General features: G+C 69.8%; 18 protein-coding genes. 9 read left to right on the forward strand and 9 right to left on the reverse strand.

Going from position 1 to position 17412, the window contains the following annotated elements; translation table 11 throughout:
- Positions 1–67 precede the first annotated feature (67 nt).
- Positions 68–928, forward strand: a complete 861-nt coding sequence (locus PVK74_RS13490) for a carbohydrate kinase family protein (protein ID WP_104113051.1) — start codon at positions 68–70, stop codon at positions 926–928.
- Between the two features lie 4 nt (positions 929–932).
- On the opposite strand, the gene PVK74_RS13495 is transcribed toward PVK74_RS13490, so the two are convergent.
- The gene (locus tag PVK74_RS13495; protein ID WP_104113050.1) at positions 933–1454 is read right to left on the reverse strand and encodes a DinB family protein; all 522 of its coding nucleotides are present in this window, start codon (positions 1452–1454) and stop codon (positions 933–935) included.
- Positions 1455–1539: 85 nt separating this feature from the next.
- Between PVK74_RS13495 and PVK74_RS13500 the strand changes: the two genes are divergently transcribed.
- Positions 1540–1746: a hypothetical protein gene (locus PVK74_RS13500; protein ID WP_064448256.1), complete on the forward strand. Its 207-nt coding sequence runs from the start codon at positions 1540–1542 to the stop codon at positions 1744–1746.
- 9 nt (positions 1747–1755) lie between these two features.
- Here the strand turns inward: PVK74_RS13500 and PVK74_RS13505 are convergent, their stop codons facing one another.
- The gene (locus PVK74_RS13505) at positions 1756–2901 is read right to left on the reverse strand and encodes a polysaccharide pyruvyl transferase family protein (protein WP_064448255.1); all 1146 of its coding nucleotides are present in this window, start codon (positions 2899–2901) and stop codon (positions 1756–1758) included.
- 586 nt (positions 2902–3487) lie between these two features.
- Between PVK74_RS13505 and PVK74_RS13510 the strand changes: the two genes are divergently transcribed.
- Positions 3488–4339, forward strand: coding sequence for a hypothetical protein (locus tag PVK74_RS13510; protein ID WP_166456654.1), 852 nt, complete (start codon positions 3488–3490; stop codon positions 4337–4339).
- Positions 4340–4360: 21 nt separating this feature from the next.
- Here PVK74_RS13510 and PVK74_RS13515 read toward each other — a convergent pair whose 3' ends face one another.
- The gene (locus PVK74_RS13515) at positions 4361–4939 is read right to left on the reverse strand and encodes a TetR/AcrR family transcriptional regulator (RefSeq protein WP_274479143.1); all 579 of its coding nucleotides are present in this window, start codon (positions 4937–4939) and stop codon (positions 4361–4363) included.
- Between the two features lie 92 nt (positions 4940–5031).
- On the opposite strand from PVK74_RS13515, the gene PVK74_RS13520 reads away from it, so the two are divergent.
- Both PVK74_RS13520 and PVK74_RS13525 read left to right on the forward strand, forming a co-directional pair.
- Positions 5032–5607 (forward strand): dihydrofolate reductase family protein, encoded by a 576-nt coding sequence (locus PVK74_RS13520; RefSeq protein ID WP_274479144.1) that lies wholly within the window; start codon positions 5032–5034, stop codon positions 5605–5607.
- A 40-nt stretch (positions 5608–5647) separates the two neighbouring features.
- A complete protein-coding gene (locus PVK74_RS13525) occupies positions 5648–6580 on the forward strand; it encodes a phosphotransferase (RefSeq protein WP_274479145.1) in 933 nt (310 codons plus the stop codon).
- A gap of 91 nt (positions 6581–6671) precedes the next feature.
- Here the strand turns inward: PVK74_RS13525 and PVK74_RS13530 are convergent, their stop codons facing one another.
- The 4 genes from PVK74_RS13530 to PVK74_RS13545 form a co-directional block, all read right to left on the reverse strand.
- On the reverse strand, positions 6672–7898 hold the full coding sequence (locus PVK74_RS13530) for an ROK family transcriptional regulator (RefSeq protein WP_274479146.1): 1227 nt from the start codon (positions 7896–7898) through the stop codon (positions 6672–6674).
- A gap of 143 nt (positions 7899–8041) precedes the next feature.
- Complete coding sequence (locus PVK74_RS13535) at positions 8042–8920, reverse strand: hypothetical protein (protein WP_274479147.1); 879 nt, start codon at positions 8918–8920, stop codon at positions 8042–8044.
- 14 nt (positions 8921–8934) lie between these two features.
- Positions 8935–11223, reverse strand: coding sequence for a hypothetical protein (locus PVK74_RS13540; protein WP_274479148.1), 2289 nt, complete (start codon positions 11221–11223; stop codon positions 8935–8937).
- The gene (locus PVK74_RS13545) at positions 11220–12020 is read right to left on the reverse strand and encodes a hypothetical protein (protein ID WP_274479149.1); all 801 of its coding nucleotides are present in this window, start codon (positions 12018–12020) and stop codon (positions 11220–11222) included. The genes PVK74_RS13540 and PVK74_RS13545 overlap by 4 nt, the downstream gene beginning before the upstream one ends.
- 212 nt (positions 12021–12232) lie before the next feature.
- Between PVK74_RS13545 and PVK74_RS13550 the strand changes: the two genes are divergently transcribed.
- Positions 12233–12697, forward strand: coding sequence for a Pycsar system effector family protein (locus PVK74_RS13550; RefSeq protein WP_274479150.1), 465 nt, complete (start codon positions 12233–12235; stop codon positions 12695–12697).
- Positions 12698–12898: 201 nt separating this feature from the next.
- Complete coding sequence (locus PVK74_RS13555; RefSeq protein WP_274479151.1) at positions 12899–13567, forward strand: Crp/Fnr family transcriptional regulator; 669 nt, start codon at positions 12899–12901, stop codon at positions 13565–13567.
- An 81-nt stretch (positions 13568–13648) separates the two neighbouring features.
- On the opposite strand, the gene PVK74_RS13560 is transcribed toward PVK74_RS13555, so the two are convergent.
- Positions 13649–14500, reverse strand: coding sequence for a universal stress protein (locus PVK74_RS13560; protein WP_420800534.1), 852 nt, complete (start codon positions 14498–14500; stop codon positions 13649–13651).
- A gap of 131 nt (positions 14501–14631) precedes the next feature.
- Here PVK74_RS13560 and PVK74_RS13565 point away from each other — a divergent pair, with 131 nt between their 5' ends.
- Both PVK74_RS13565 and PVK74_RS13570 read left to right on the forward strand, forming a co-directional pair.
- Positions 14632–15090 carry a MarR family winged helix-turn-helix transcriptional regulator gene (locus PVK74_RS13565; protein WP_069088933.1) on the forward strand — a complete coding sequence of 153 codons (459 nt, stop codon included), beginning with the start codon at positions 14632–14634 and terminating at the stop codon, positions 15088–15090.
- Between the two features lie 74 nt (positions 15091–15164).
- The gene (locus tag PVK74_RS13570) at positions 15165–16592 is read left to right on the forward strand and encodes an MFS transporter (RefSeq protein ID WP_274479153.1); all 1428 of its coding nucleotides are present in this window, start codon (positions 15165–15167) and stop codon (positions 16590–16592) included.
- A gap of 1 nt (position 16593) precedes the next feature.
- On the opposite strand, the gene PVK74_RS13575 is transcribed toward PVK74_RS13570, so the two are convergent.
- The gene (locus PVK74_RS13575; RefSeq protein WP_274479154.1) at positions 16594–17391 is read right to left on the reverse strand and encodes an alpha/beta fold hydrolase; all 798 of its coding nucleotides are present in this window, start codon (positions 17389–17391) and stop codon (positions 16594–16596) included.
- Positions 17392–17412 lie beyond the last annotated feature (21 nt).

Raw genomic sequence — 17412 nt, forward strand, 5'->3', positions numbered from 1 at the left:
CGCCGGGGCCGGAAGACGGCGCCCGGGGAGTCAGGATAGGCCGCCGGGCGTCGCTATCGTCGGCGCCATGGTCGACCTTCTCGTGCTCGGCGGGCTCGGTGTGGACGTCCGCGTCCAGGTGCCCGCGCTGCCGCCGCCCGTCGCCGACTCGCTGCTGGTGCCGCCGATCGACATGCGGATCGGCAACACCGGCGCCGGGGTGGCGCTGGCCGCGCACGCGCTCGGCCTGCGGGTGGCGCTCGTCGACGTGCTGGGCGCCGACCCGGCAGGTGACGTGGTGCGGGCGGCGCTGGCGCGTACCTCGGTGCGGTCCACGCTCGCGGACGCGCCGGCCGGCACCCGCCGCTCGGTGAACCTGGTCGACCCGGCCGGGCGGCGGATGTCGCTGCACGACCCGCGCCCGTGGTCGGGGCCGGCACCGTTCGCCGACGCGGAGCTGGCCGCGCTCGTGGCCGAAGCGACCCACGTCCACCTGTCGATCATGGATTGGGCCCGGGACTCGCTGCCGGTGCTGCGCGCCGCCACGTCGGTCTCCACCGACCTGCACGACTGGGACGGCGAGAACGACTACCACCGTCCGTTCGCCCGGATCGCGGACCTGGTCTTCGTCAGCGACACCCGGCTCGGCGAGCGGGCCGCGAAGGAGGCGGCCGAGCTGGCGCCGCGCACGGTGCTGGTCACCGGCGGCGCGGCCGGCGCGACGCTGCACACCCCCGGCGCGCCGCCCGCACACGTGCCCGCCGCCACCCCGCCGGGGCCGGTGGTGGACACCAACGGCGCGGGGGACGCGTTCGCGGCCGGGGTGATCGCCGCCCGGCTGCGCGGCGCGGACGTGCTCGACGCGGCCCGGTACGCCGCCCGGGTGGCCGCCGCGGCCTGTACGCACGACGGGATGGAGTATCCGGACGGGCTGCTGCCCCGGGCCTGAGGCGTCAGATCGCGCCGGTCTCGCCGTCGGTCAGCTCGCGCAGGATGTCCGCGTGCCCGGCATGCCGGGCGGTCTCCTCGATCAGGTGCACCAGCACCCAGCGCAGCGACACCTCGCCGAGTTGCGGGTGCGGCACCACGTGGTCGAGGTCGAACCGCGCGGCGACCCGCCGGGATTCGTCGCAGGCCGCCTCGTACGCGGCGGCGAGCGTCTCGACCGTGTCGCCGGGGCGCAGCGCGAAGCTGGCGTCGGCGTCGGCCTGGGAGGTGAGGTAGACGTCGCCCGGCTCGGGGGCGAACAGGCGGCGGAACCAGTTCCCCTCGACCACCGTCAGGTGCTTGAGCAGCCCGGCCAGGGTGGTCAGCGAGGGCACCAGACGCCGGCTGGCGTCGGCGTCGGTCAGGCCGCGCACCTTGCGCAGCACGGTGCTCCGGTGGAAGTCGAGGAACGCGTCGAGGATCGCCCGTTCGCCGCCCGTACGGGCGAGGACCGGACCGAGAGTCGGATCGATCGTCGGGTGCGCCATCCCCGGACCCTAGTACGCACGGTGCCCGGTTCGCTGCCCCGCGTGATCCCCTGCGCGGGCGGGCCGGCCGGGGCAGGATGGGCGCATGGCTTCCACGGTGCAGATCCCCCTGGTGGGCGGCGCGGCCGACGGCGAGACCGTCACCGTCGAGCTGGACAGCAACGGCCGTCCCCCGCTGACCCACCACCACCTCGGGTCCAACGGGCTCGCGGAGGCACAGATCTACGAGCTGGAGTCGGACGCCCAGCCGGGCCGGGAGTGGGTCTACGCCTGGCGTGGCCCGGCGGTCTGACGACCCGGTTCACACCGCCGGGGTCAGGGACCGGGCCCGGATGCTGTCCAGCACGCTGCGGGTCACCTGCGAGGTGCCGCGCGCCTGCTCGCAGACCTCCGCCACCCGGCGCGCGGTCTCGTCGGCCCGGGCCGCCCGCTCGTCCCACAGCCGGTCCACCTCGGCCAGCAGCGGGCCCTCGACCTCCCGTTCCACGCCGCGCAGCGCCGGCACTCCGAGCCGCTGGGCCAGGTCGAAGACCTTTCCGGCGTACGGCAGCGGCAGGAACGGCGTGCCCATCATGGCCGCGAAGATCAGGAAGTGCAGGCGCATGCCGACCGCGAGGTCGAAGTGGCGCATCAGGCCGAGGATCTGCGCCGGACGGTAGTCGCCGTGCAGGATCCGGCCCCGGTCGGCGGCGGTCATGTGCGACAGCACGCCGTGCGAGTGCCGGATGTCGTCGCGTTCCATCGGCACGAACAGCACGTGCGCGTCGATCCGGTGCACCAGGAAGTCACCGATCTGGGCGAGCAGGCGGTGGTAGCCGTCCACGTCGAGCCGTTCGGCCGCCCGGCCCGGCTCGCGCACGCTCAGCCCGACCAGCCGGGAGTTGGCCGGCACGCCCTCCTCACGCAGCCACTGCTCGGGGAACTCCTCCGGTTCCAGCAGGAACGCCGGGTCGGCGGTGACGGTGATGGGATTGATCAGACCGGCCTCCTCCAGCACCATCCGCGACTCCTGGTCCCGGACGGTCACCTCGACCGCCTGCGCGAGCGTCTCGCGCACCATGCCGCTGTCGAGCGTGTCGCTGAGCGGGCCGACACCCACCGCGTACGTGAGCAGCGGCAGCCCGCGTTCCTGGGCGACCCGGACCACCCGCAGGTAGCGCCGGGCCTCCTTGTCGTAGAGGATCCCGCCGCCGCCGAGGATGAGCAGGTCGAGCTGGTTGAGCACCGGGGACGAGTCGACGCGGCTGACGCCCTCCCACGGCACCGCCTCGACCTCGGGGTGGGCCAGCGCGGTGTGCGCGGGGTTGCGGGAGAAGACGATGATCCGGGCGTTCGGCTCGTGTCGGCGCAGATCGTCCAGGAGACCCGTGAGGATCGCCTCGTCGCCGAGGTTGCGACCGCCGTAGGAGCCGAGCACGCCGATGGTCAGTCCGGTGCGTTCCCTCATCCGTTGCTCCTTCCCAGGGGTGTCCGCCGTGGTTTCCCCGCGCTCTGCGACACATGCCTAAGGGGGACTGCTCAAACCAGACAGCTGGTCGAAAAATGTTCGACTAGCCTGTCCGCCTTGATCGGTGACGGTGGAGGTGGGAATGGCGCGGATGTCGGCCCGTGGGCTCCGACACGGGCGGGTCTGGTTGCTGCTGGTGGGCGTCCGCGGCTGGTGGCAGTTACGCCTTGCTCTCGCTCGCCACAGATGGACCTGGTACACGGCCGTCGCAGGGTTTTTGTTGGGCGTCATCGGTCTGGCGTCGACCCCGCTGGGGTCATTTCCGGCACTGCTGGCTGGGCTGGCCGGCGTTCTACTCTCCGTACTCCTGCTGGCACCGGAGTGGCTAGCGTTGCGGCGCGGACGTGTCCGGCTCGTTCGACACCGAGGTGTGTCGACACCGCCCACAACCGGGACGGAAACTCTGGTAAGACTGCCGACAGATCACCATGAGGTGGCATGGTGCCGACCCGATGTCGATGAGGCACTCCCGGATGCCGAGGCGACTTACGGGTGGTCGGCAGAGCGGCTGGAGTTGCCTCGGCGAGTGGCAGCTCATTCCGGGCCGATCCTCGTCGCTCGAGTGCGCCGGCGGAGGACATTCAACGGACGCCTCGTCCGCCAGTTGAATGACCCGACACCGGAACTACTCGGAGGCGGCGAGGTGCGACTCGGCTGCACGGACTATTACGCACTTCTCTGTTCCAACTACCTGTTCGGCTGGCGGGTACTGGATCGAGCGACGGGAGCATTGAATCTGGATGGGAGCCTCCTGCCGTACGGAGAAGACGGCCGGCTCCTGCCGTTGTCGCAAAGCAGGTTGGCAAACGTAATCGGGGTGTCGACACTGGCGTTGACCAGGGATCGACGGCTCGTGCTGGCCTGGCAGCAACCGGAGGGGGAAGCGGGGCCAGGAGGGCTAGCCGCGCCCGCCGGCTCCGGCTCGGTAGACCTAGTCGACGTTGACGATACTCCGCCGGGCGCGATGTTCACCGACTTCATCAGTTCGGCCATGCGCCGCGAGTTGATGGAAGAGAGCCACCTCAATCCAGACCAGTTGGGAAAGACGCGGGTGCTCGGCTACTTTCGCTGGCTCAACCGAGGCGGCAAGCCGGAGTACGTGGGCCTGACCGAGCTCGCCGTATCATCAGATGATCTGGTGGGCACCGATGTTCGGCTCGTGGAGACGCCATACGTTCAGGGCTTGACCCTCGACTGCCGCCTGGACCTGCATCTACTCCGACGCGACCCAAACTCGCTTGATTGTCTGCCCGATGACGTCGCAGAGGCCGTCTCAATGCCGCTCTATATGTGCCTGCGAGCTCTGGGCTTCCTGTTACGTCGGGACGACGAACTTTACGGCCACTTGTCAATCCCAGCCGATAGCGGAGATCGGTAACCACGGCTACACGGCTTGCGCCTACCGGGAGGCGTCGCCGACCAGACGGGAGACGAGGTCGGAGACCACCTGATCGGTGTCGAACCCGGCGTCGATCGAGGTGGTGAGGAGGTCGAGCAGGAGCCCGTCGACGGCGTAGTGCAGCAGCGCCACCTCGTACGCCCCGCCCGGTAGTCCGGCGGCGAGGTGGTGGGCGACGTCGTCGGCGTACCCCCGGCGCAGCACGCCGCCGAGCGCGGACCGCAACTCGGGGCGGCGGGCGGCCTCCAGCCGCAGTTCGAACAGCGCGCGGGTGAGGCCCGGCTCGCGGGTGGTGCGCGCGACGATGTCGCGCAGGTAGTCGGTCATCAGCGCGAGCGACGGCTCGCGGCGGCCGAGGTCGGCCAGCACGGCCGGGTCGGGTGCGATCCGGTCGAAGATCCGTTCGGCCAGGCCGGCCAGCAGCGCCGCGCGGGACGGGAAGTAGTTCGAGGTGGTGCCGGTGGGCACGCCCGCCTCGGCGTCGACCGCCCGGTGGGTCAGCCCGCGCGCGCCGGCGTCGGCGAGCACCCGCAGACCGGCGTCGGCGAGCAGGGTACGGCGTTCCGGGTTCCTGGCCACGCGAACACAGTAGCAACAACCACGACAGGTGTTGTAGATTCGCCACCGAACCACGACAGCCGTCGTGGATCACCTCGGACATCGGAGCCGGTTTGCGCAAGCTCGTGTATTTCGTCGCCAGCACCCTCGACGGCTTCATCGCCGCGCCCGACGGGTCGTTCGACTTCCTCCCGCTGACGCCCGACCTGGCGCCCCACCTGGTGGCCGAGTGGCCCCAGACGCTGCCCACGTTCGCCCACGCCCAGCTCGGCATCGACTCCCCGCCCGCCGGCCGCTTCGACACAGTGCTGATGGGCCGGGCCAGCTACGAGCCCGGCCTGAAGATGGGCGTGACAAGCCCGTACGCCCACCTGGAGCAGTACGTGTTCAGCCGCTCCCTGCCCCCTGCCGACTACCCGGACGTGAACGTCGTCGCCGGTGACCCGGTGGCCTTCGTCCGCGAGCTGAAGACACAACCCGGGCGCGACATCTGGCTCTGCGGCGGCGGGCAGCTCGCCGGTCAGCTCCTCGACGAGATCGACGAGCTGGTGGTCAAGCTCAACCCGGTGGTCGTTGGCAGCGGCATCAAGCTCGTCGAGAGCGGCTTCGACCCGCGCCGGCTCACGCTCACCTCGGCGCGCCCGTTCGACGCCGGCGTGGTCGTCCTGCACTACACGCGCAACGATTAACCGGTTGCCGCGGACGGCGGGCGGCACGCACCGTGGGACGGTGACGAAGACTCGGCTGCACTGGCACGAACTGCCCGGGCACGTACGCGACGGCGTCGAGGGCGTCCTCGGCGACCGGGTGGTGGCGGCGCACTCGCAGCCGGGCGGCTTCTCCCCCGGCACCGCCGACCGCGTCCGTACCGCAGGCGGTGGCCGGGCCTTCGTCAAGGCGGTCAGCCCGGCGCAGAACGACCGCAGTCCCCACCTGCACCGCGCCGAGGCCCGGATCGCCGCCGCCCTGCCCCCGGATGCGCCCGCGCCCCGGCTGCTCGGCAGCTACGACGACGGCCACTGGATCGCGCTCGTCTTCACCGACGTCGAGGGCCGGCACCCGGCCACGCCGTGGCGTACCGGTGAGCTGGCCGCCGTGCTGTCCACGCTGGAGGCGATGGCGGCGACGCTCACCCCGGCGCCCGCCGCCGCCGGAACCACCACCGCCGCCGAACACCTCGCGTACGACTTCGGCGGCTGGCGGCGCCTCGCCGCCGACCCGCCGGCCGACCTCGACCCGTGGGCCCGGTCCCACCTGCCCGAGCTGTGCGCCGCCGCCGACCGGGGCCTGGCCGCGCTCGCCGGCGACACGCTCTGCCACGTCGACGTCCGCGCGGACAACCTGCTGCTCGGCCCGGACGGATCGGTCACCGTGGTCGACTGGCCGTGGGCCTGTCGCGGGCCGGCCTGGCTGGACACCCTGTTCACCGTCGTCAACGTGCAGGTGTACGGCGGACACGACCCGGACGCGCTGCTCGCCGCCCGGGCACTGACCGCCGATGTGGACCCGGCCGACCTGACCGGCGTGCTGGCCGGCCTCACCGGCTTCTTCCTGGACGGCGCCCGCCAGCCACCCCCACCCGGCATCCCCACCGTCCGGGCGTTCCAGCGCCAACAGGGCGAGGCTCTCCTCCCTTGGCTGACCCACCGCCTGACCTCCTGACCGCCCCGCGCGGAGTGCCGCCGTCGATCTTGGAGTTGTGGCGCCTCACAAGGCTCACCAAAGCGACATCCCAGGCGCCACAACTCCAAGATCAGCGAAGCACCGAGGCGCGGGTGAGGGTGCCGAGTGGGTCGGCGAACAACGGGGTGAAGCCCCGTTCGGCGGCGCCGATCAAGGTGGCGTCGTAGCCGAGCGCGGACACGCGCAGGCGGGCCTTGTCGCGGGAGATGGGCAGCACGTTGGCGGCGATCCGGCTGCGGACGTGAGCGGCGCAGACCGGAAAGACCTCGCTGAGCGTGCCCCCGAAGATCACCACGCCGGGATTGAACAGATTGATCACGTTCGCCACGCCGATGCCCAGCCAGTCACCGATGTGCCGCAGCGCGTCCCGGGCCGCCGGCTCGCCCCGCGCGGCGGCTGCCACCACGGCCCGTACCGCCTCGCGCCCCTTCTCCCCCGCCGGGCGGCCGACGGCGTCGAGCAGCGCCCGCTCACCGACCTCGGCCTCCAGGCACCCGCGCGAGCCGCAGCCGCAGGGCCGCCCCTGGTACGGGTTCACGAGCATGTGCCCGACCTCGGAGGCGTACCCGCCGTCGCCGTCGAGCAGCTCACCGCCGACGATGATCCCGCCGCCGACGCCCACGTCACCGTGCAGGTAGACGACGTTCTGCACGCCGACTCCGGCGCCCCGCTGGTGCTCCGCCAGCGCGCCCAGGTGCGCCTCGTTGCCGACCAGGACCGGCAGGCCCAGGTCGAGCCGCCGGGCCAGCTCGGCACCGAACGCCTGGTCGACCCAGCCCATGTCCGGTCCGAAGCGGACCATCCCGTCACCCGGCCGGATCATGCCGCAGTACGAGGCGCCCACGCCCACGCACACCGACCCGGGCGGCGCGGCGTGGTGCAGGGCCCGCCCGAAGTCGGCGAGCACCGAGACGACGGAGTCGAGGTCGGCCCCGGCCCGTGGCCGTTCCGCCTCCAGGCGGGCCGACACCACGCCGCCGAGCCCGACGCGGGCGGCCACGAGCCGGTCCACGGCGATGTCGAAGGCGAGCACGTAGACGGCGTTCGAGGCCGGGCGGACCACAAGCGAGGGTCGGCCCGCCCGTCCGCTGCCGCCGGCCGCCACCTCCCGGACCAGACCGGCCGACGCCAGTTCCGCGGTGAGCGCCATGACCGTGCTGCGGTTGACGCCCATCCACTCGGCCAGCTCGACGCGGGTGACCGGGCCGGTCAGGTGGACGCGCCGGAGCAGCGCGCCGAGGTTGGCTCTGCGGCCGTCCCCCTGCGCATGCCGGACCGTGGCCACATCCCTCAACATCGACTACTCCGTCGGCTGGCGGCAGGCTTGTGCCCCCAGGGTAGTTGCCATCTATCGACCGCTGCCAGCGACGACATCGCGACGGCTGGCGCCTTGGCCCGCACTTCCCGCCTTTAGCTCGAGCGGACGGGCTGCCGCTGAGCTCATTGCGACTTGGCGCCGTTCGGGGTCGGGCGATAGGTGGCTGACAGAAGGTCGGGCATATCGGTGAGGACATCGTTGAGCATTTTGATGACTTCGTCAGCTTCGTGCGCCTCCAAGGGCTGCCCGACCCTCCCGCTACGTCGGAGCACCTCGTCCAGGCGGCTGGCGAGAAGGTCGAGCTTTGACTTCTCGTCCGCCGCGATGTAGTGCTCGATGACTTCGGCAAGGTGCTTGTCGGTCAGGTGAGCTGCAGCATGGGCAAGAGGACTGCGGCGCAGCCGGTCTATTACCGCAATCCAGCGTTGAGTCAACTGGTCGGTCCGCTGGGCTCGACGGAGGCGCAGTTCGTGTTCGCCTTCCTCCTGTATCCGCTGCAAGTGGACCGCACGGAGTTGTTGGCGGACCTCCGGGTCGAGGCGGACCCTGACCTCGGGTCGACAGTGGAGCGCAACGCCGCGCCTTTCATAGGTGCGGTGGTTTCTCGAAAGTTCACGGTTCAGGCGGTACTCGAACTCGCCGGCCTGCTGAGGGTAAAAATTCCGTGCAAGCTCAACGCAGTGGCGTTCTACATCCCTTCGCGCAATATCTGCGAATTGCAGTGACCAGGCACCGAGCAGTTCCTCGCTGAGCTGTCTTGCCCGCCAGTTCAGCAGCACATCGATTTCGAAAGTGAAAACGGAGCCACGAGCCGACACGACGATGGGCCGGGACAGCCGGCGATGCTGACTGACACTCTCCGGAACGGGCTCTTGAGCGGACAGCGCTGTTCCGACGAAAGCGCGGCGCGCTGCTGTCCAGAGCCGGATCAGCCACGCCTGAAGTATCCTCCAGCCGCGGGTCGGGGTCTCCGTGAGAGCAGCCGCGTTAGGTGCGTTCATGAGCACTCCTGATCTCAAGCAGCCGACGTAGAAGACGATGACGCACGCGACAGCCAGTACGTAAACCTCGGCCGCACGCTCGGATCCAGGACGAGTTTCCGGAGCATCGTCTGAAAGGCCTCGGCGGTCGGCGCGTAGGCCCGGAAGGATCGAAGCCAGTGGCCCAGTTGGCGCCAGCCGTTCTCGGCATGGTCAGGATCCAACAGGACCAAGCGCCAGAGAGTGACAACGTCTTCCAAAGCGTGCGGCGACACCCCAGCCAGGGAGAGCAGGGGAAACTGGCCCGGGAGAGGGAGCTCCGACATGATCAGTCGGCTGAACGCGCGGCTGGCTGCGAGCTCCAGGGCGCGATCCTCACTCAGCGCCCACCTCTTTAGCAGCACCAATATCGGAGCATGGCCGATGTCTCCGGCAAGGCCTGCAACGGCACCGGTGATCTCATAGCCGAGGTAGCCATGGGCGTTCCGCGCCACGTGCGTCAGTTCTTGCAGCAAGCGGTTGTGGTTCGCGGGCCGGAAGCCCATCGACCAAGCCTTTGCGGCTGTGTCGCGCTCAAATGCGGCGCCGGACCGGGCGAGGGAGGAGATCTCCGCGCTCACGCGGCTGCTGATCCGATGGCCAGCCAGCCTGTCGGGAGGCCCCGAGTCGGCAAGGTTGGCCACGGCCACCAGTGCAGCCGCGGCAGCTCGACGAAGAGGCGGTCTCCGGTCCTTCGCCCAGTTGCCGATCACACTGTCGTAGACTTGCTCGAAGTCGTGACGGGCGAATCCGGCGGCAGCGACCGCCGCGCAGTGTTTGAAATCCTCAGCCGGATGAGCTGCCAGAGCGTTCAGCCACCCGATGAGCGCACTTCGGCTGTTGTCGAATTCGTTCCAAGCGACGTCCAGAAGCGCCCGGACCATGTCCGGCTCGACCTGTGCCTTGCGGGTTGCCAGACCAGATTTGAAACTACCTATTGCCTTTTCCTCACTGTCCCAGTGCTGAGCAAGATCGTCGCCGAGCAGCTCGGGGAAGCTGTATACCAGCGCAGGCCGACCGATTGCGGAATGAGCGAAGAGTCCATCAAGCCCTTCCAACAACAGCCCGGCGGCGTCCGTCACGTGTGCAATCGGATGGCCGGAGAACACTGCATAGGTCACTCGCAGGGCACGGCGGTGCTGGAGGTGGCGATGTTGATAGCTGCTGTCGACAGGTGGCGTCTCCAGGATGGCGCGCGCACGCACACGTCGCCGAATTTCCCCGGACGGAAGCAGCGCAGCTATTTGTTCGTCGCTTTGCGGAAGTCGGGTCGCTATCATCTCCGCCTGCTGCGCGCACTCACGAGGACGATGAAGAAGCGTTACACCACGGCGAACAAATTTTTTCTCCAGCAGACGGCGCGCATAGCGGGTCCCGCACCGCCGGTCACCGCATCTGTCGCTATGGACGCAGCGGCCGTGGAGATTGTAAACGAGATGCCGACGGAACACCGCTATCGGATCGATGCTGAGGTGGTGAAACACCTCCGCGTGATGGAGCGCGCCGCCTGGCGTGTCCAGATCGCGGACCATGATGGCACTTGATTCGCGTTGCTCAAATGTTCGCTCCAAGGCCCGGATGAGCCCGGCGGTGGCGTTGGGGCCGAGCCGGATGATATACCCGTGTCCCTTTTGCAGCAGATCGGGATGATCTCGAACTTGCAAGGGGTCACTGGATTCGGTGAGCATGATCTCTCGAACGTTCTCCCCGCCGTAGCGAGCCGCGAGCACAGCGCAGGCTGTGGTTAATCTCCCGGCGCCGGACGGGCCCGCGAGGCCAACTACCGGGCTCCGATCAAGGCGTTGGGTCAAATCCTTGAAGCATGCAGGCTTGACCAAGGTCGCCACCTTGAGCTTGATCCGGCTGACGGGGTCGATGCTGAGCCGAACGCGGTCGTCCTGCGCCACGTTGATGACGCTTCCGATAACGTGCGCGTAATCGCCATATACCGCTGGCCCATCGTTCCGAACGTCGTCAAAACGAATATGGTTGCCCTGCCCTGGCACCCAGGCTCGAAGCGTCGGGTTGGCCTGGACGAAGTCGGCCGAGTCGCCAGACTCATCGCCCTCCGCTTGGGCGTCCGACCGCCCTTCATCCTCTTTGTTCTCTTCACGTTTCTTGCTGTCTTGCAACTGTGCGCCCGCAGCGCCCTCGTCACCCTCCGGCCCTGCCGCCGCAGTCGGCTTCTTCGAGTCGTCTACCTCCTGACCCACCCCTTCCGGTGGCGCGTCAGGCCCTCCATCAGCGGGTGCCGGCTCGTCCGTAGAGGGACGCTGGGGAATCACGACCCGTCCTCCTCGTCCTCCTCTTCGCGCCACGCCGCATGCGAGCCGTAGGCGCGACCGTTGTCGCCGTACACAGTGGGCCCGTTGTTGGTCACCGTGCCGAAGTCGAACCTGCTCCCACTGGTCCGACCTGCCGGCGGCTGCTTGGCCTTCTCCGCACGACGGCGAGCACCACTGCGACGATCGGCAGGGGGATCCATGGGAGTGCAGTTGACGTTCTCATCCGGCACGAATATCCACGCCTCATCTACGAAGGACTTCACCTCGACGCGCACTCGGCGGAAGCGGTCTGGCCGGATACCGCTGTAGGACTGGGAGACGACGTCGCGGTGGATCGTGTCCGACACGATCAACGCCACTGCGGCGTCAGGGAACGAGCCCAGCGCGTCGCGCAACGGCTCGGCGTTGACGAGCCTGGCGGCCGTTACGACTGCCTTGCCGGCGAAGCCGTTCTCGGCCAGAGCCACCAATCCTTGATGCATGGCGACGCGCATTCGGATACGAGCGTGATCTGAGGCTTGACGGTTGTGGTCACGCAAGACCCGTTCCATGGCCGGGACGAGTTCGGCAACAATCCTCGGCTCCGAGGTCCCAGGCGGAAAGATGGCGAATTCACCGTCTCCTGTCGCCTGGACCGTCCAACCACTCCGATCCAGTCCACAAAGATCCGCGGCTTCGCGCATAATCTTTCGGAAGTTTTTCTGCGCATGGAACTGTCCGACGTCGTCGTTCCTACTGTAGCTCTCCATATCCACGAACATGATCAGCCGCCGCTGCGACTGGACAACCGATGCCATCTCACCCTCCTCGTGCCCCGCCCTGCTTGCGAGACAATGTCACTTATAGCGAGGCGTGACCGTGGGAATGCCATCAAAATACGGGTTTCGGTTATAGGGCTGTTGTCGCATTCACGTCAATCCCTACTTCAAAGGGGCCAGGCGAGGGCAGCCCAGACTTGACTTGCGCCATGAGCACCCCTCAGACTCCAGCTTCCTTCAGCACTTCAGACGTGGAACGCGCGTTGGCAACCGCCCGAATGCATCAAGACTCGATCCAGCATGCCGACGCCAAGATCGCCCGACTGGCCGGCTTGTACGGTGCGCTGGTAAGCCTCACCGCCAGCAGCATGCCCGCACCATCCGATATAACAGCCAATCCAGTTCTCGGCCTGCCCCTCGGCCTGGCCTGTGCTGTCTTCCTGTGCTGCTCGGCCTTGGGCACTCGGCACCTGGCACTCGGCTTCCGGCCGGTGGTGACCGGACCGAAGGGAGCGAATCGGTTCGGCTTCATCGAGCCTCGATCAGCACCACTTGCGCTGGATGCGGGACAGGAAATCACCGAGGCGTGGCAGCTTGTGATGCTGCTCGGTCAGATCGCACGTAGCAAGCATCATCGGGTCCGCTCAGCACTCCCGTGGACCTTCGTTGCAGCCGCCTCTGCAACGGCTTGGCTGATCCTTGCCTCCTTCGTGTAGCTGGGCACCCTGCCGCTTGGACACCTTCTGCAGGCCGACTGCATCGACCACAATGGTTCCTGTGCTGATGCAGCCGCAACCAGGCCGAGCATCGTCATGTCTCACGGCGAACGGGGTGCTGACATGCGACAACACCAGGAACGAGCGCAGACCTCGCCAGAGTGGCCTCCAGGTTCACTCCTCAACTGCTTGGCTCCGTCCGTGCGCGCCGCCTTCCTCTCCATCGGTACAGCCATCGAGGTGGAACCCGGAGACCGCATTCTCCGCGAAGGTGATGAGGGCAGCCATATGCTGCTACTTCGGCACGCATTGACTAAGGTAACCGTCAACCTGGCCGATGGCCGTCAGGCCCTGCTGGCGATCAGGGTTTCGGGCGACGTCGTAGGTGAGATATCAGCGCTGGCCGGCACACCGCGCACCGCTACCGTCACGAGCTGCAGCAACGGGATGATCAACGTCATTCATCGACGTGACTGGTACCCCTTCTTGCAGAATCACCCAGAGGCGGCGCTTGCGTTGGCGGGAACCACTGCAGCCCGTTTTCGCTGGGCCAATCAGCGGAGGGTCGAGTTCGCCTCCTACCCGGCGAAGGTTCGACTGGCTCGGGTTCTGGCCGAGCTTTCAGCCGCTCACGGCGAGCCGGTGCCAGGCGGCAGAACTCTTGGAGTGACGCTCACTCAGACCGAGTTGGCAACGCTGAGTGGTGCGGCGGAGCCGACCGTAGAGAAGGCGCTTCGCGAGCTTCGGCAGGCCGGGGCTCTTGAGACGGGGTACCGCCAAATCACCATCCGGGACCTTGCAGCCCTTCGACAGATCGGGCGCTTACCGAACGTACGACAAGAGTGGCGCGCAGGGAGGAGCGAGCGGTAAGCGTACGGCTGGGGTGGAACGCCGCGGGTGCCTCCCCGGCCGGGGAGGCACCCGTGATGCTTCTGTCGTCGCGGCCGACTTCTACTCCGCTTCGCGGACCGGGCTCTGCGGCACCACCATCACCGGCCGGTGGGCACGGTGCAGGGTGGCCATGGCGACGCTGCCGAGCAGGATCTTGCGCATCGCCGTCCGTCCGCGCGAGCCGACCACCACCGTGCTCGCCTTGTGCTCGGTGGCGACTGCGGAGAGCGCGTCGGCCACCGCGCGCCCCGGGGTGCCGCGCCCGGCGTTCACCCGCACGACGGTGACCGATCCGCCGGCCGTCTCCGGGGTGGGCGTCTCGCCCTCGTCGCCGTCGACGGCGACCAGGACGACGTCCCGTTCGGGGAAGAGGCGCCGGGTGGCGTCGAGCGCCGCCTCGGCGCCGGCGGAGGCGTCCCAGCCGACCACGACCGGCCCGGCGGCGAGCGCGTCGTGCTCGTCGGTGAGCAGCGGGTGCGGCACCACCAGGACGGGCCGCGGGCTGTAGTGCACGGCCATGTCCGAGACGCTGCCGAGCACGGCCCGGGCGCCGCCCAGCCCGCGTGAGCCGAGCAGCAGCACGTCGGTCTGCTTCTCGTCGGCCAGCTCGGCGAGCCGGAGCCCCTCACCGCCGTAGCTGCGGCACACGAGCGGCTCGGCGTCCCAGCCGGCGGCGCGGGCCAGCATCACGCCGACGGAGGTGAGCCGGTCGGCCTCCCGGCCGCCCTCGCGCTCGATCGCCTCCACGAACGCGTTGATGTTGCGCTTGCCGGTCCAGAGCCGCTTGCGCAGTTCCTCGCTGGCGAACGGTGGCGTCCACAGATGCCCGATCCATGCGTGCGCGCCGGGGAACAGCAGCGCGCCCGCCTCGATGGCGGCGCTCGCGGCCGGAGACCCGTCGTAACCCACCATCACTTGCCTGCCGTGCACGTCGCTCACCGCACCGAACCTCTCCTGCCGACGACATCTCACAAGATCGTATCCGCGGTCCGACCGGGTCCGCGCCGGATCATCCGCCACGAACCCATCGGTACGCTGGGCGGATGAGCACCCCGGACCTGTCGTACCTGCTCGACCACACCAGTCACGTGCTGCGCACCCGGGTGGCGGCGGCCCTGGCCGAGATCGGGCTGACCGCGCGGATGCACTGCGTGCTCGCGCACGCGCTGCCCGAGGAGCGTACGCAGATCCAGCTCGCCGAGATGGGCGACATGGACAAGACGACGATGGTGGTGACGGTGGACGCGCTGGAGCAGGCCGGGCTGGCGGTGCGGCGTCCGTCGCGTACCGACCGGCGGGCCCGGATCATCGCGGTCACCGAGGAGGGCGCCCGGGTGGCCGCGCGCAGCCAGGAGATCGTCGACCGGGTGCACGCCGAGGCGCTGGCGAGCCTGCCGGAGGACGAGCGGGCGGTCTTCCTGCGCGCGCTGGAGCGCCTGGCCGCCGGCCATTTGGCCACGCCGGTGCAGAGCCCGAAGCCGGCCCGCCGGGCTCGCCAATAGTCCCTCAATAGATTGTCCGTAACGGAACTATCCGTTACGGTCCATCCTGTCGCACCTCTCGACAGGAGGACTCCATGTCCGCTCCCCGCTCGCGGCGGCTCGCCCTCGGCGTGCTCGCCACCAGCGCCCTGATGACCATCCTCGACGGCAGCATCGTCACCGTGGCGATGCCGGCCATCCAGCGCGAACTGCGCTTCTCCCCGGCCGGCCTGAGCTGGGTGGTGAACGCGTACCTGATCGCGTTCGGCAGCCTGCTCCTGCTCGCCGGCCGCCTGGGCGACCTGGTCGGACGCCGGGCGATGTTCCTCGGCGGCACCGCGCTGTTCACCGCCGCCTCGGTGCTGGCCGGGGTGGCGGCGAACAGCGCCACGCTCGTCGCGGCCCGTTTCCTCCAGGGTGTCGGCAGCGCGGCGGCGGTCGCGGTGAGCCTCGGCATCCTGGTCACGCTCTTTCCCGACGCCGCCGAGCGGGGCCGGGCGATCGCCGTGTTCGCCTTCACCGGCGCGGCCGGGGCGGCCATCGGCCAGGTCGCCGGCGGCCTGCTCACCGACGCGCTGGGCTGGCACTGGATCTTCCTGATCAACCTGCCGATCGGCCTGGCCACGATCGCGCTCGCGGTCCGTACGCTGCCCGCCGACCGGGGCCTGGGCCTGGCCGCCGGGGCCGACGTGGCGGGCGCGCTGCTGGTCACCGCCGGACTGGTGCTCGGCATCTACACGGTGGTCACGATCGAGCGGTACGGGGCGACGTCGGCGCGTACGCTCGGCCTCGGCGCGCTCGCCGTCGCGCTGGTCGCCGGGTTCGTCGTCCGGCAGGCGACCGCACGCCGCCCGCTCATGCCGCTGCGGATCCTGCGCTCGCGCGGCGTGGCGGTGGCGAACGTGGTCCAGATCCTCACCGTGGCGTCGACGTTCGCGTTCCAGGTGCTCGTCACGCTCTACCTCCAGCAGGTGCTCGGCTACGACGCCACAGGCACCGGGCTGGCCCTGCTCCCGGCGGCAGTCGTCATCGGCGCGGTGTCGCTGGGCGTCTCCGCCCGGCTCAACGCCCGGTTCGGCGAGCGGGCGGTGCTGCTGGCCGGGCTCGTCCTGCTCGTCGCCATGTTCGTGCTGCTGGCCCGCGTACCGGTGGACGGCCGCTACCTGCCCGACGTGCTCCCGGTGATGTTGCTCGCCGGCGGGTTCGGGCTGGTGCTGCCGGCGCTGACCGCGCTCGGCATGTCCGCCGCCCGCCCCGACGACGCCGGTCTCGCCTCCGGGCTGTTCAACACCACCCAGCAGCTCGGCATGGCGTTCGGCGTAGCGGTGCTGTCCACGCTGGCCGCCGCCCGTACCGCGGACCGCCTCGCGCTCGGCGACGACCGGGCCGCCGCGCTGACCAGTGGGTTCCACCTGGCGTTCGCGATCGGCGCCGGGCTGCTCGTGGTCGCCGTCGGGCTCGCGTACGCGCTGCTGCGCCCGCGCACGACGGCGGGCGCGGACACCCCGGCGCTGGTGGGCTGAGTCAGCCCGGGGCGCGCGCCGGATGGGTGAGGAACGGCAGCACCGCCGCCGGCAGCGCGGGCGAGGTCAGCACGTCGTAGTGGGTCAGCCCGGGCAGCACCGCCAGCCGGGACGCGGGGCGGCCGGTTCCGTCGCCGCCCGCGTCCCGGCGGCCGCCGCCGAGCAGGCCGAAGAACTCCGCCGCGTGGCTCACCGGGATCTCGTCCGCGTCGGCGAAGACCAGCAGCACCGGCATCGGCAGCGCGGCCACCTCGGCGGACCAGTCGTAGTCCCGCCGCAGCAGCTCGCCGCCGCGGGCCCAGAGCGCCTGCCAGTCCTGCGGGCGGGGCGCCACCCGCGCGTACCGCTCGTGGAGCGGGGTGCCGCGCATCCGTTGCGCGACGCGCTCGTCGTGGGCGGACATCGCGGCGAGCGTCTCCGGGTACCAGCCGCGCCGCCGGAACGGCGTGGAGACCAGCACCAGGCGCCGGACCAGGTCGGGGTGCTGGATCGCGGTACGCAGGGCCACCCCGCCGCCGAGGGAGTAGCCGAGCACGTCGGCCCGGGGCAGGCCGAGGTGCCGCAGCAGCCCGGCGACGTCGTCGGCCATCGACTCGTACCGCAGCGGCCGGTCCACGTCGGCGGTGCGGCCGTGGCCCTGCAGGTCGACGGCGATCAGCCGCCGGCGCGTGGCCAGCGCCGGGCGGACCGGCGCGAAAGTCTCCGTCGAGCCGTACTCGCCGTGCAGCAGGACCAGCGGTTTGCCGGCCCCGTGCTCCTCGTACCAGATCCGCAGCCCGCCGACGTCCGCATAGCTCACCCGCTGATCGTCGCGCCGCCG

The sequence above is a fragment of the Micromonospora chalcea genome (genome assembly GCF_028768405.1).
GTDB lineage: Bacteria > Actinomycetota > Actinomycetes > Mycobacteriales > Micromonosporaceae > Micromonospora > Micromonospora chalcea.